10 protein-coding genes and 3 riboswitches are annotated in these 14,683 nt (G+C 59.6%); of the genes, 2 read left to right on the top strand and 8 right to left on the bottom strand.

Annotated elements, in window-relative coordinates:
• Window positions 1-72: 72 nt before the first annotated feature.
• Genes ACIOU9_RS15715 through ACIOU9_RS15690 form a run of 6 tightly spaced genes read right to left on the bottom strand, consistent with a single transcriptional unit; the run spans window position 73 to window position 7,926 of the window.
• Window positions 73-1,491 (bottom strand): NtaA/DmoA family FMN-dependent monooxygenase, encoded by a 1,419-nt coding sequence (locus ACIOU9_RS15715; protein ID WP_105657963.1) that lies wholly within the window; start codon window positions 1,489-1,491, stop codon window positions 73-75.
• Window positions 1,492-1,493: 2 nt separating this feature from the next.
• Window positions 1,494-2,735 (bottom strand): acyl-CoA dehydrogenase family protein, encoded by a 1,242-nt coding sequence (locus ACIOU9_RS15710; RefSeq protein WP_388024581.1) that lies wholly within the window; start codon window positions 2,733-2,735, stop codon window positions 1,494-1,496.
• 38 nt (window positions 2,736-2,773) lie between these two features.
• Entirely contained in the window at window positions 2,774-4,396 is a 1,623-nt protein-coding gene (locus ACIOU9_RS15705; protein WP_133834323.1) for an ABC transporter ATP-binding protein, read from the bottom strand.
• Between the two features lie 28 nt (window positions 4,397-4,424).
• Entirely contained in the window at window positions 4,425-5,312 is an 888-nt protein-coding gene (locus ACIOU9_RS15700; protein WP_133834322.1) for an ABC transporter permease, read from the bottom strand.
• A gap of 14 nt (window positions 5,313-5,326) precedes the next feature.
• A complete protein-coding gene (locus tag ACIOU9_RS15695) occupies window positions 5,327-6,283 on the bottom strand; it encodes an ABC transporter permease (protein ID WP_133834321.1) in 957 nt (318 codons plus the stop codon).
• Between the two features lie 11 nt (window positions 6,284-6,294).
• Entirely contained in the window at window positions 6,295-7,926 is a 1,632-nt protein-coding gene (locus ACIOU9_RS15690) for an ABC transporter substrate-binding protein (RefSeq protein ID WP_388024584.1), read from the bottom strand.
• A gap of 123 nt (window positions 7,927-8,049) precedes the next feature.
• A riboswitch (SAM riboswitch) is annotated at window positions 8,050-8,141 on the bottom strand.
• 285 nt (window positions 8,142-8,426) lie between these two features.
• Between ACIOU9_RS15690 and ACIOU9_RS15685 the strand changes: the two genes are divergently transcribed.
• Window positions 8,427-9,290, top strand: coding sequence for an NAD(P)H-binding protein (locus ACIOU9_RS15685; RefSeq protein ID WP_133834320.1), 864 nt, complete (start codon window positions 8,427-8,429; stop codon window positions 9,288-9,290).
• Between the two features lie 215 nt (window positions 9,291-9,505).
• Window positions 9,506-11,329, top strand: coding sequence for a gamma-glutamyltransferase (gene ggt, locus ACIOU9_RS15680; protein WP_402697498.1), 1,824 nt, complete (start codon window positions 9,506-9,508; stop codon window positions 11,327-11,329).
• Window positions 11,330-11,409: 80 nt separating this feature from the next.
• Here ggt and ACIOU9_RS15675 read toward each other — a convergent pair whose 3' ends face one another.
• Window positions 11,410-12,813: an LLM class flavin-dependent oxidoreductase gene (locus ACIOU9_RS15675; RefSeq protein ID WP_402697496.1), complete on the bottom strand. Its 1,404-nt coding sequence runs from the start codon at window positions 12,811-12,813 to the stop codon at window positions 11,410-11,412.
• Between the two features lie 57 nt (window positions 12,814-12,870).
• A complete protein-coding gene (locus ACIOU9_RS15670; protein ID WP_388024589.1) occupies window positions 12,871-14,202 on the bottom strand; it encodes an acyl-CoA dehydrogenase in 1,332 nt (443 codons plus the stop codon).
• A 15-nt stretch (window positions 14,203-14,217) separates the two neighbouring features.
• Window positions 14,218-14,309: riboswitch (SAM riboswitch) on the bottom strand.
• Between the two features lie 267 nt (window positions 14,310-14,576).
• Window positions 14,577-14,678, top strand: a riboswitch (SAM riboswitch).
• Window positions 14,679-14,683 lie beyond the last annotated feature (5 nt).

Below are 14,683 nucleotides of genomic sequence, written 5' to 3'. Positions count from 1 at the left end.
GGCGTCCAGGTACTGAAGTTCGTCCAGTTGGCAGGACCCGCCCATGCCACTGGCCTTCCAAGCGTTCGGAATTCACTGCTGCAGCTGAACCGCTTTCCCAGTGGCTGCCGCGCTGTTCTGCGAGAACGCCCCGCGGTGCTTAGCCGCCGGATGATGCGCGGGCAGGTAATCGCCACGGCCAAAGACCTTTTGGCGCAGGCTGCCCTCGGCATATCCACTTTGGGCCAGGCCACGGCGGCGCAGTTCGGGCAGCACTCCGTCAATGAAGTTGTCGTAGGAGCCGGGAAGAACATGATTCATCACGTTCAGGCCATCGATACCAGCATCCTGCCAGCGTTCGAGCTCATCGACAATTTGTTCCGGGGTCCCCGAAATCTGCTGTGCCTTGGCGCGGTAGTAGGCCAAGTCGCGCAGGGTCGGATTGCCGCCGGGCACCGAAGCCCGGGCTGCTTCAAGTACTCCCTGCGCGCCCTCGGTCTGGATCTGGCCGATCGGGGTATCCAGGTCCAGTCCGCCCAGATCCACTCCGATACCGCCGCCGATATGCGCGATGATGGCGTCCAAGTCCAGGTACTCGTCGTATTCGGCTTCCAATGCCTTGGCTTCAGCTTCCGTGGAACCGACGAGGAAGGACAAGCCGGCAAAGACCTTGATGTCATCGCGGCCGCGTCCGGCAGCAGCCAGGTGCTCGATCAGCTGGGCATTCTTCTTCGCCACGTACTGTGCGTGCGGGGCAAAGAGGAAGGTCGCCTCGGCGTGAGTGGCCGCGAACTGCGAACCGCGTGCCGACGAACCAGCCTGGAAAAGGAACGGGGTGCGCTGGGCACTTGGCAGTGCCAGGTGCGGACCGTCAATGGAGTAGTAGTCGCCGCGGTGGTTGATTTTGTTGACCTTGGCCGGATCTGCGTAGATTCCGGAAATCTTGTCGGCCAGCAAGGCGTCCTCTTCCCAGGAGCCCTCCCACAGCTTGTAGGCGGCGTCGACGTATTCTTCGGCCCAACCGTAGCGGTCATCATGCCCGACCAGTTCTTTCCCGCCGAAATTGCGGTGCGCATTTTCCAGTACGCTGGTGACGATATTCCAGGCCACACGCCCCTGCGAGAGGTGATCCAGGGTGGAGATCTGCCGGGCAAACTGGAATGGATGGGATTGGATGACCGAGCTGGTCATCGCCAGGCCGATGTCCTTGGTGCTGGCGGCCAATGCCGAAAGCAGGACCAGCGGATCATGGCTGGGGACCTGCAGTCCCTTTCGTACGTGCGATGCCCAACCACCCTCATGCTCGCCGTAAAGGCCAACCACGTCAGCGAAGAACAGCGAATCGAACTTTGCCTCTTCCAGCTTCTTGGCCAGGTCAACCCATAGGCCCAGTTCATGGAACCGATGCTGCTGCGCTTCGGGGTGGCGCCACATTCCGCCAAGGATATGGCTGGAGGTGTTCATCAAGAAGGCCGAAAGCAGCAAGCGCGGGCGTTCGTTGAAAGTACCCATGATTATTTTCCTGCCTTTGCTTCGCCGATCGAGTTCAAACCAGTAGGAATGCTGCCGTTGATGAAGTAGTCCCCCACCGAGCGTGCCTTGAAGGCCACCGGATTGTGGGTGGCCACCGTGCGGGCATTGCGCCAGAAGCGGTCCAGCGACTTGGAGGTCGAAATCGCCGAGGCCCCGGTGACGTCGAAGAGCTCGCTGGTGGCGTCCAGGACCAGCTTCGGCGTGGCCACGTGGGCTTGCTGGACGGCAAGCTCTGCGCGCAGGTAGGCCGCTTGCGGGTCCAAGCCCAGATCCTCGTCGAGCGCCGAATCCAGTTCCCGGGCTGCGGTGACCACGATGCTCTCTGCAGCGAAGACATTGGCCGCCAAACGGCCGACAAGTTCCTGGATCTGCGCGTCATCCTTGAACAGCGCGCCGGAGCCGGTGTTGAAGGTTCGCGTGCGGTTGGCAACGATGCCTGCTGCGGCATTGCGGGCCCCCTTGCCGATACCTGCCAGTACGGCGAGCAGGCACAGCTGGAAGAAGGCAGGTTCGAGGGTGGAAGCTATCTTGCGCTGAATGATATTGGCTTCTTCCACCGCAACGTCAGTGAATATCGCGGTGCCGGTACCGGTCAGCGGCTGGCCGAAGCCATCCCAGTCGTCAAGGATCTCCACGCCCTCGGCATGGCGATCGACGATGGCGTATTGGCGCCCCTCAATCCCGTCGGTGGTCGCCATGACCACTACCCAATCGGCGAAGATCGAGCCAGTGGTGTAGTACTTCTCGCCGCGCAGCACCCAGCCTTGCCCGGTCTGGACCAGCTTGGTATTGGTGGTGCCAAGGGCATTGCCGCCACGCTCGGTCGCAGCGTTGCCGAAGATTTCCCCGGCAAGCACCCGCGGGAACCAGCGGTCCTGGAACTCTGCCGGCTGCAGGGAGATGGTTTCGACGAAGGAGAAGTGGCTGCGCAGCAGGTGCGCTACATTCGAGTCCGCCGCGGCCAGCTCGATCAGCAAGCGGAACAGATGCTCGTGGCTGATAGGCGAACCGCCATGGCTTTCTGGCACACGCAGCGTGGTGAAACCGGCATCCTTGAGCCACTGCACCTGCTCGAAAGGCAGGATGCGCTGCTGCTCGCGTTCGGTAGCGCCCTGCGCGACACGGGTGAACACTTCGTTGAAGTGTGCCAGCAGTTCCTGGTAAGCCGCTTCGGTATGCTGCTGGGACGAAGGGCGGAAAATTGCCAAGGCTTCAGCGCTCATGGTTGCTCCTTTATGATCTGGGAAATGGTTTGGAATGGCTAGGCGCTGCGCGTGCCGGCCAGTTCGCGAAGTACGTTGCCGGGATTCGCCGCAAGCAGCGTTCTGGTGTACTCATGCTGGGGGTTGGAGTAGACCTCTTCGACAGTGCCCGACTCGACGATTTGCCCTCGGCACATCACGCCGACGCGGTGACTAATCCGTTCCACTACATGCAGGTCGTGGGAGATGAACAGATAGGTCAGTTGCTCTTCACGTTGCAGCTGGTCGAGCAATTCAAGGATCTGTTCCTGGGTCAGTACATCCAATGCACTCAATGCTTCATCAAGAACCAGAACTTTTGCGCCGCTAGCTAGAGCACGGGCTATAGCTACCCGCTGGCGCTGGCCTCCGGAAAGTTCACCCGGACGTCTGCCAACCAGCTGTTCAGGAAGGTTCACTTGTTCCATCAGCTGCGCTGTACGCTTCGCACGCCAAGCGCTATCACCCAGGCGGTAGTTGACCATTGGCTCAGCGATGATCGAGCCGATTGCCTGGCGGGGGTCAAGTGCCGAGTCAGGGTTCTGGTAGACCAATTGCGCTTCCCGCCACAGATCATAGCGCTGCTTGCCGCTGATGCCGGCAACTTCTTTTCCGTTGACCAACACCGAACCTTCGGTGGCTGGGTGCATTCCCATGATGATTTTGGCTGTAGTGGATTTTCCTGAACCCGATTCGCCGACCAGCGAGAACGTGGTGCCTCGCTGCACTTCAAAACTGACGTTGGAAAGAACTTGGTGTTCGTCGCGGCCTTTGCCGAAGACCTTGCTGAGGCCATCCACAGTGATTGCCATATCCTCCGAGTCTGAAGGTTGCTGTCGATCCTGATGCGCATAGGCCTGATCGAGCAGTGCCTTGGTATATGGTTCGGTGCTTTGCGCTACCAACGCTGGAACGCTGCGGTCCTCCAGGATCCGGCCAGAATTCATCACCAGTACGCGGTCCGCAATGTCAGTCGCAACAGCAAGATCATGGGTGACAAAGAGGACTGTGGTTCCCCTCTGGCGTGCCAGTGACACGAAAACTTCCAATACCGTGCGTTGCACGGTGACGTCCAAGGCGCTGGTTGGTTCATCAGCGATGAGCAGCTGAGGGTTCAAGGCAAAGGCAATCGCAATCAGCACGCGCTGCTTCAGGCCACCAGAGAGTTCGTGCGGGTATTGGTCCAGTCGGCTTTCCGCACGGTCGATATCAACGCTCTCCATCAGCTCAATTGCCTTGGAACGCCATTGCGCCTTGGGAACTGAACGTGACGGATGCAAACGGAAGACTTCAATGATCTGAGAGCCAATGGTCTTCACCGGATCCAGAGAAGCACCAGGATCCTGTGGAACTAATCCAATGCCTGCGCCACGAATCGCACGCCAATCGGCCATGGAAAGATTAGTGACTTCTGTACCGCCGAAACGCACGCTTCCCTTGACCTTCGCGCTTTGCGGCAATAAACCGATGAGTGTCTTGGCCAGGGTGGATTTGCCCGAGCCGGATTCACCAACAATGGCAATGATCTGCCCCGCGGGGACTTCCAAATTGATATTGTCAGCAGCTACTGTGCCCTGGTCGTACTGGACCGTTAGATCTTCAATGCGGATCGCTGCTGAAGAAGCGTCGTTCGTTGCGTTCATGGTCTTGTCCGTTCATCAAAGAGTAGGGCTAGAAGCGGAATGCCTTGTTGATGGCACGTCCCAGTACTGCTGTCAGCATTACCGCCGCCACGATAACCAATCCCGGCAAAGTGGTCAGCCACCATGCCACCGAAAGATACTGGCGTCCTTCGGAAATCAGCAGTCCCCATTCAGGGGTCGGCGGTGGCGAGCCGAAGCCCAGGAACCCCAAACCGGAAATTGCAAGAATCGCAGCACCCAGATCTACAGCCAGCAAGGAGAGAACCGGACCGATGATGTGCGGGATGATGTGGCGACGTAGCACAGTGAAGTATTTGCCGCCGCTCATCAAGGCCGCCTGCACGAAATCGCGTGATCGGACCCTGAGCACTTCAGTGCGCACGAGGCGAGCGAATGCCGCGATCGAAGCGATACCCACACCTAGGCCCAAGGACAGCGGTCCCGGTTCAGTTGCGGTAACCAGAATCAGCGCGATCAGGAAGGCAGGAACTGCCAGGACAACATCGACAAAGCGCATTGCAACGGTGTCTGCGAACCGTCCGGCGGTCGCCGCCAGCAGTCCGAGGACCGAACCCACTACGCTTCCAACCAAGCAAGCCAGACCGGCGGTCAGCAGTGTCTGGTGAGTTCCGTAGACAACTCGGCTGTATACGTCACGCCCCAGATGATCTGTTCCGAACAGGTGCTCCGCATTTGGCGCTAGCAGTTTGTCAGCCGGCACACCCGTAATTGGGTCTTGTCCAGTAAAGAACGAAGGGAAGAAAGCCCACGCCGCAAATAAGAACAGCGGAATGAGAACCCACCAGGCAGCTAACCAGCGTACTGCTGGATTACGTTGACTGGTTACAGTGCTGGTTGGAACTTGGCGCTGATCTTCATTGGCCACTGATCCAATGTGCTTGGTCAAGAGAGTCATTAGTCCTTCTTTCCTTATGCAACCAGCGAGCGGGTTGACCTGCTTGTCGAAGCGACGATTCGCGGATCAATCTGAGGGTGGATGAGATCTACCAGCAAGTTGACCCCCGTGAAGACAATGGCTGTCAGAAGCACCAGTCCTTGGACCAATGGGATATCCTGCGCGGTAACTGACTGCAAGATCAGCTGGCCTAATCCTGCACGCGAAAACACCGTCTCCGTGATAACCGAACCAGCAAGCAGAGCGCCAATGGTGATACCCGCAATGGCTAGTGCGGCAGGGGCCGCGTTCTTCAAGGTGTGCCTGTAGAAGATCCACGCTTCGCTGGCGCCTTTGGCTCTCAGCACGTCGATGAATGGCTGCCTATTAACTTCCTGCACGCTTTTGATTAGCACCTGGGCGATCGGAGCGCTCAGGTGCACGGCGAGTACGAAGATAGGCACTGCCAGCGACATGAATGAGCCGTCCGGGAACAGTGACATCACTCCGAGCTGCACTGCCAGCAGCTGCAGGAGCACCAGGCCCAACCAGAAAACAGGAATGGACACCATTAGCGGTGGCAGATTCAGCAGCGTCTTGCGCAGTTTTTCGCCCTTGGACAGGCTCGCCGCTGAGGCGATGATCAGGGCGAATACCACCGACAAAACGAATGCGCTGCCAGCCAGAATCAGGGTGGATCCAGCTACTTCACCGATTCGATTCGCTACTTCCGAACCGCTGGACAAGGAATATCCGAGATCTCCGCGAAGCAATCCCAGCAGCTGCGTGAAGTACTGCACGAAGACCGGCTGGTCGTATCCGTAGTACGCCTTCATCTGTGCAATGGTGGCCGGATCCGCGGCTGAGTCAGTGCTCAGGAAGATCGTGACCGGGTCATTCGGCAAGGCCTGCACAGCGATGAAAACCGCCGTGTAGGCCAGCCAAATGACCAATATTGCCTGTCCCAATCGTTTTGCGATGTAAATGCCCATGAGCTCGGTTCCTAGCCGTCGTTCTTCCAAGCACCTTGGAAGATTGGTGCGGTACCGGAAGTGAATTCAACGTTGGCGGAGTTATTGGCCCCATAGACCTGAACTTCGTCCCAAAGAATCAAGGTCAAGGCTTGGTCAAGCACCAGGGTACGCTGTTCTTCTTCCACCAACTTCAGGTGCTCTTCTTCGGTGGTTGCTGACTGCTCTTCGGCGAAAAGCTTGTTCAGTTCAGGATCGGCGCGAAGTGTCTGATTGTTGTTCGCAGTTGCGTAGACCGGGCCCAGTCCGCCGTATGCGAACTGGCGGGTGCCGAAGAACTCCACTTTGTCGTCGACAAGCGCGTTGGTCAGGAAAGTATTGTCCGCCGCGCGGTTGACCAGCTGGACGCCAATCTCTCGCCATTGCTGTTCAATCAGTTCGAACGCTGGCTTGATGACCACGGAGTTATTGGAGGTGGAGACCGTTACTTCCAGTTTCTTTCCGTCCTTCTCGCGAATGCCATCCGCGCCCGGCTTCCAACCGGCTTCATCCAATAATTGCTTGGCCTTTTCTGGGTTGTACGCCAGTTCGGAAGATAGGTCTACGAAACCTGGAGCCTTATGGTTCAGGATCGATCCGGAGATGACGTAGCTATCCGAGAGAACGGTTTCCTTAATGGCCTGGCGGTCGATTGCAATCTGCAGCGCTTGGCGGACTTTGACGTCTTCAAGCTTTCCCGAGCCAACACGTACTGCTGCGTGGTTGGTGGTCAGGTCTACGCCTTCAGCAGCTAACACCTTGCCACCGTTGGTACCCAGCACTTGTTCATCCACCGGTTGCAAGCCTCGGACGAGATCTACCTGCGCGGACTGAACTGCCCCGGCACGGCTAGCTACCTCAGGAAGGTATTTGATAACCAAGGTATCCAGGTATGCATCGCCCTGGTTAGAGGCAGATTCTGGTGCCCAAGCGTAGTCATCGCGGCTGGTGAAAACCACTTCTTCATCAGGCTTTTCCGATTCAAAGACAAACGGTCCGGAACCAACAATCTTGGAGATCGAGGACTGCGCGGCGTTATCCAGTTCAAGGGTTTTCGGGGACACCAATCCAGCAGTTACTGAAGAAGTCGCCCGAAGGAAATTGGCATCCGGACGCTTGAGCGTGACCTTGACCTTGTTGTCCCCAACGACCTCTGCCGACTTGTAGGCGGCAAAGTCAACGTTCGGTGCAATCTGAGCTTCCTTGATGCCCTGACCCAGCGCGTCCAGGTTCAGTTTCACGGCTTTGGCATCCAGTTTGGATCCGTCTGAGAAGGTGACTCCGTCGCGAATGGTGAACGTGAACTCGGTCTTGGCATCGTTGGCTTCGAATCCGCTGGCGATCCAGCCAACCAGCTTGCCAGCTTCCACGTCGTAGTAGGTCAGGCGATCAAGGACGGAATTCAGTACGTTGGCCTTCTCATAGAAACGCGCTGCCTGAGTCTGCCAATTGTTGATGGGGGTAACTTCAGCAAAAGTGAAGGTACCGCCTTCTACTGGTTCCCCTGGATCGGCTGCTGCTTCAGCGGCGCCAGTAGTATTGGCGTTGTTTCCGCATGCAGTGAGTGACAAGCCCAGAACGGCAAGGATTGCAGTGGCCTTCAGGCCAAAATGTGCTGTACGCATGGTTACAGATGTCCTCTCGGTTGGTGCCCCGAGGATTACGCATAGATTCCCTGTACGTTCTGCCTTGATTCCGGGACTACCCACGGCGAGTTTCTTCCGGCAGACCGTTGAGAAATTTAGCAATCTCCATCGGTCCTGGCCTTAGCACCGCTCCCGTTTACGGGTGGTTGCTGCGACTTCAACGAGCCAGGTCTCTCGGTCGCTCTGGATGGGGTGTCCGGCTGTACCGGCCGAACAGTTCAAGTCTGCAACCCCTGAATTCAGCAGACAAGCGTTACGTAAGCAGGGGTCATGAAGTCGCAGAACGCGTCCTGAAACAGCCGATACACGTCATGCTGCGCGTCATAAAATGCAATGCGCCGGACATAAAACGCTTTGTGACGCCAACTGTGGACAGATCCATGCGAATCCTTGCTTAATCGGCATTCCCATTCGATGGTTCCGGGAATTACCTCACGTCCTCGCCGGTTGTAGCAGATGCAGACCAACGAGAGGACCCCATGAAGATCGCAATTACCGGTGCCACCGGACAGCTTGGAAATCTAGTCATCGACGCGCTGCTTGCGCGCGGGGCGAATGCCGCTGATCTGGTCGCCATTGGCCGCTCCGAGCAGAAGCTGGAACCACTGGCAGGCAAAGGCCTGGAAACCCGCGTTGCCGATTACAACGCCCAGCCAACTCTCGTGTCCGCACTCGAAGGCATAGACAAGCTGCTGCTGATTTCGGCCAGCGAGGTGGGCCAGCGCGTTGCCCAGCATGAGAACGTCATCAACGCGGCCAAGCACGTGGATGTCTCGCTGATCGCCTACACCTCAATTGCCAACGCCCTGTCCGGCGGCATGAAGCTCGCCGACGAGCACATCGCCACCGAACGGCTGCTGGCCGGATCCGGCATCGACTACGTGCTGTTGCGCAATGGATGGTACATCGAGAACTACACCGACCAGCTGATGGGCTACCTCAACAGCGGCACGGTGCTCGGTGCCGCCGGCGATGGCAAGATCAGCGCTGCCGCCCGTGCAGACTATGCGGATGCCGCTGCGGCCGTGCTGCTTTCCGAGGAGGACCAGAACGGCAGGATCTACGAGCTGGGCAGCGATAAGCCATTCACCCTCGCCCAGCTTGCTGGCGCGGTTGGCGCTGCCGCCGGCCAGGACATCGCCTACCAGGAAATGGATCCAGGGCAACTGGAAAAGATCTACGCTGATGCCGGCGTCCCCGGACCGTTCGCGCACATCCTCGTCGATACCGACATGCGCATTCGAGAAGGAGCGCTGGAAGTGGACTCCGGGGAGCTGGCTCAGCTGATCGGCCGCGCCCCGGCTTCCTTGGGCAAAGTCATCAAGGACAACCTGGACAAGTAGCCCAGGTGCACTAGGGTTCCAGCGGGCAGGCATTGGCGGCGATCGAGGCCGCGGTGCCTGCCCGCCGCTTTAACGCGTCACAACCCGGAATATTCGCGCGGCAATGCCGAAATTGCCGCGCAAACCCATGGTGCTGCGTGTCACAACCGCGCGGCGAGTTCCCGCTCCCGTAAATTTGCGCATACTTCATCCCCACCTGCAGAGGAGATCAAAGCATGCCACGAGTACGTTTAAGATCAGTTGCCTGCGCGGCAGCCATCGCCTTGGGCCTGGGAGCTTTCTCAGCGCTTCCGGCGAGCGCCGAACCACGGCACACCCAGAAGGACCCGACCGCCATCGGCACTGGAGGCGCAGTCTCGTCGGTCGATCCGGAAGCCACCGCTGCCGGCATCGAAATCCTGCGCAAGGGAGGCAACGCTGTCGATGCGGCTGTGGCAACCGCGGCGGCACTGGGCGTCACCGAACCCTATAGCGCAGGCATTGGCGGCGGCGGATACTTCATGCACTACGATGCGAAGTCGGGCAAGGTCAGCACCATCGACGGCCGCGAAACCGCACCGGCAGGCATTGCGCATGATGCATTCATCGATCCTGAAACCGGCGAGCCGTATAACTTCACCCCGGAACTGGTCACCAGTGGCGTGTCCGTGGGCGTGCCCGGGACCTTGGCCACGTGGCAGCGCGCACTGGATAATTGGGGTTCGCAGAACCTGAAACAGGTTCTGCGGCCGGCAACCCAGATCGCTTCACGCGGCTTTGTCATTGATGAGACGTTCCGTGAACAGACCCTGGATAACAAGGAACGATTCGCCGCGTTCACCTCCACGAGCGAATTGTTCTTGCCCGGCGGAGATGCCCCGGAGGTCGGGAGCATTTTCAAGAATCCGGATCTCGCACACACCTACCGGATGCTGGCCAAGCAAGGCCTCCAGGGATTCTATGAGGGCGAATTGGCTGCCGAAATCGCCCTAACGGTGCAGGCTCCGCCAAAGAGCGAAGACACCGCCCTCCCGGTTCCCGCAGGGCAGCTGGGCACTGCCGACCTGGCCGGCTACGAAGTGGTGGAGCAGGCACCAACTAAGGTGGACTACCGGGGCTATGACGTCTTCGGCATGGCTCCTTCGTCCAGTGGCGGAACGACCATCGGCGAATCGCTGAACATTCTGGGCGAGTTCGATTTGCCAGCTATGGAAGCACCCGATGCCTTGCATCATTATTTCGAGGCAACTGCGCTCGCCTACGCTGATCGCGGCAAGTACGTCGGCGACCCCGCTTTCACCAACGTCCCGACCCAGACGCTGACGGACAAATTATTCGGTACGGATCGTGCTTGCGCCATTGATCCGGAGCAGGCTGCAACGAAGCCGGTCGCTCCGGGCGACCTTGAAAACTATGATGGCCAATGCCCCGCTGCCACCAGCGAACCGGTAGAAGAGCAGGATACGGAAAACATCTCCACCACCCATTTGTCGGTCGTGGATCGTTGGGGCAATGCCGTTTCCTACACTTTGACCATCGAACAGACCGGTGGCTCGGGCATGGTGGTTCCCGATCGCGGATTCTTGCTGAACAACGAGCTGACCGATTTCTCCACGGTGTACGACCCGCAGGATCCGAACCGCATTGAACCTGGCAAGCGCCCACGTTCCTCGATGGCTCCAACCATTGTCTTGCAGGACGGCGATCCGGTGCTGGCCATCGGTTCCCCCGGCGGTTCAACCATCATCACCACGGTTCTGCAGACCCTGGTGAACCGCATCGACCTGGGCATGAGCATCAGCGAAGCCATCGCCGCTCCGCGTGCTTCCCAGCGCAATACGGCCGCTGTCACCGCGGAACCGGAGTTTATCGAAGCCCACGGTTCCGCGCTCGAAGCCTTCGGCCACAAGCTCACGCCAGCTGGCGATTCCTTCACTCCGCAGGCGGAAATCGGAGCGGTTGAAGCGGTGGAAATCGCTGCCGATGGCACGCTCACCGCAGCGGCCGAGCCCACGAGGCGCGGCGGCGGTTCAGCCATGGTGCTGAAGCCAACCGAATAGGCCCGCAGGCAGATGGCGGCCCCGGCGACTTCTTCCGAAGTTGCCGGGGCCGCCATTTGCTGCGCTATCAGGCTATGCGCCTAGGCCTGCGCAGCCATCCGGTTGGCGATCTTGTACTGGGCTGCGCGGTGGGTGTCCTTCACGCGGTCTCCCTCGCCGAACATCTTGTGGCGCAGCGAGCCCTCGGTGTATTCGGTCTTGTAGACCCCGCGCGCCTGCAGCTCGGGAACCACGTACTCGACGATGTCCTCGAAGGTGCCCGGTGTGACGGCATAGGCGAGGTTGAAGCCGTCCACGTCGGTGTACTCCACCCAGTCGATGAGCTTCTCGGCTACCTCGGCGCCGGAACCGACGGAGACCGGGCCGAATCCGCCCACGCCGATCCATTCGGCCAGCTGGCGGATGGTCCACGGCTTGCCGGTATCGCCGCTGGCCTTCTTGAAGGTTTCCACCGAGGACTGGATGGCGTTGGACTTCACGTCGTCGCCGATGACATCGTCGGGGCCGTAGACGGACATGTCGATGCCGGTCCAGCCCGACAGCAGTGCGAGCGATCCCTCGATATCCACGTAGGAGCTGTAGTCCTGGAACTTCGCCTGGGCAAGTTCGGTGGTTTCGGCGGTAATGATGGTCTGCATGGCGAAGACCTTGATGTCGTAGCGGCCACGCCCGGCGGCCTCGGCAGCGTCACGGATCTTGCTGACCGCTTCCTTCAGCAGGTCGCGGGTGGGGCAATTGACGAAGATCGCTTCGGCGTTCGACGCGGCGAACTCGGTGCCGCGCTTGGAGGCGCCGGCCTGGTAGATCACCGGGGTGCGCTGGGTGGACGGCTCGGTGATGGCGATGCCCGGAACCTTGAAGTACTTGCCTTCGTGCTCGATCGGGTGCACCTTGGCCGGGTCGGTGTAGACGCCGGTGGCCTTGTTGTTCTGCACCGCGTCGTCTTCCCACGAGCCTTCGAGCAGCTTGTAGACCACCTCGAGGTACTCATCGGCGTGGTTGTAGCGCTCGTCGTGCTCCATCTGGTCTTCCTGGCCCATATTGCGGGCCGCCGATGGCAGGTAGCCGGTGACGACATTCCAGCCCACGCGGCCGTTGGTCAGGTGGTCCAGGGTGGCCAAGCGGCGGGCGAAAGCGTACGGGTGCTCATAGGCGGTACCTGCGGTGACGCCGAAGCCGAGGTTCTCGGTCACAGCGGCCATGGCGGAAACCAGCATCATCGGGTCGTTGACCGGCGCCTGCGCGCCGGAGCCCAGCGGGGTCACGTTGGTGCCCTTGTACACGTCGTAGGTGCCCAGCACGTCGGCAAGGAACAGCCCGTCGAACTTCCCCTTTTCCAGCACCTTGGCCAGGTGGGTCCAGTAGCCCAGGGTGTTGTAGGTCGAGGCCTTGTCCTGCGGATGGCGCCACAGGCCCGGCGACTGGTGCACCACGCAGTTCATGTCGAATGCGTTGAATAGGATCTCGCGCTTGTTCTCGCTCATGGCTTTGCCCCCATAGGTTGGTAATCGTGGAAAGTTGCTGGTGTGCGTCGCAGGCCCTCAGGCCCGCTGGGTCGAATCCTCGCCGGTGACGGACAGCCGTTGCGGCTGGACCCCATTGATCTCGTAGTCCCCGACGATGCGCGCCTTGTAGATCGCCGGGTTATGCGTGGCGATGGTGCGCGCATTGCGCCAGTGCCGGTCCAGGTTGCAGCCGCTTCTGGTGGAAGAGGCGCCCAGTGCGTCGAAGAGCTTGCTGGTCACGCCGATGGCCAGTGGCTGCACCACGGTTTGCGCGCGGTTGGCGGCCAGCTCGCATACTGCGTAGCGTTCCTCGTCGTTCAGTCCCGGATCGCCCAAGGCGGCTTCAACTTCAAGGACTGCGCCGATCACCACGGAGTCGGCAGCGAAGGACTCCGCGGAAACTTCGCCCACCAGCTGGAGGACCTGGGGTTCCTGGTATACCGGCACCCCGGTTCCAGTGGTGAAGATGCGGGTGCGCGCCTGCACCGCGTGACGCAGGTCGTTCAGTGCGGCGCGGGCGATGCCCGCCTGCACGGCCATGAGCACCAGCTGGAAGATCGCCGCTTCGGAGTCATTGGTCTGCTGCGGCATGAAGCAATCCACCGGGACCTGGTGGAATTCGGTGGTGCCGGTTCCGGTGAGGCCCTGGCCGAACCCATCCCAGTCGTCGAGGATCTTGACGCCGCTGCGCTGGGTGGAGACCACGGCGATCTGGCGGCCGGCGAGCTCCGGGTGGGCCACCGCAACGGTGGTCCAGTCGGCAAAAATGGTGCCGGTGCAGTAGTACTTTTCACCGTCGATCACCCAGCGTCCATCCAAGACGCTGGCCTTGGTGTTCAAGGTGCCCAGGGCGTTGCCACCGCGTTCGGTGTAGGCGTTGCCGATAATCTGCCCGGCAGCGATGCGAGCGACCCACTTCTTGCGCAGTTCTTCGTCGTCCAGCACCAAGACATTCTCAACGAATGCGATATGCGCGCGCCACAGCTGGCCTACGTGGGAGTCCGCCTCGGAAAGCTCGATGAGCAAGCGGAAGACATCCACCAGCCGTGCACCATAGCCCCCGTCGGCAACGGAAAGGCGCAACGCACCGAACCGCTCGCGATTCAGCAGGCCTACCTGCTCGAAAGGAAGCACGCGGTTCAAGTCGCGGTCCTTGGCGGTTGCAGCGATCTGCGCAAAAACGGGACGGAAGATTTCGGCCAGCCGGTCGTATTGCTCATCCGCACTTGGTCCGGGGGTGATTTTCAGCAATTGCCTAGTCGGCAACTGTTCTTCAAACTTGTCCAGGTCCATTGCGGTGGCCTGCGAAGGGTCACTGAGCTGGTTGAAGTCCAGTCCGAGGGCATTGTGCGATTCACCAATAGGCATCAGGGTTCTCAATTCTTTCCATCGGTCCTGGCGGTAGCACCGTCCCGCTATTGGGGTGGTTGCTGCGGCGTCGTGGAGCCAGATCTCTCAGCCGCTCTGGATGGGTCGTAATTCATTTGTAACGGTAATAAACCGGTGATTCCAACCCGCGAAGTCACATTTCGTCCCAGTGCCGGCAGTGCCCATCTTCAAATTTCACAGCCTATTCCGTGTCCTGCCGAAGATGAGTTGCAAAGTTTTGCTTAATGTCGAGCAAACCGGCCTGCAATAAAATAAATAACGAAATTTCTGGGCAATGTGACGTAGTTGTCGAAGATTTTTTCATATTACGCGAGATTTGCGTTCAAATCGTTCGACTCGTTGTAATGGACACGTAACCATCCCGAGCGGCCGAGAGATCTGGCTCGTTGACGCCGCAGCAACCACCTTTGGAGTTTTGCTCTGCAGGCCGGTGCTACCGCCAGGACCGATGGAGATGAAC

It is taken from the genome of Glutamicibacter sp. NPDC087583, assembly GCF_044743685.1.
Lineage (GTDB): Bacteria > Actinomycetota > Actinomycetes > Actinomycetales > Micrococcaceae > Glutamicibacter.
This window is presented reverse-complemented; position numbering and strand designations above follow the sequence as displayed.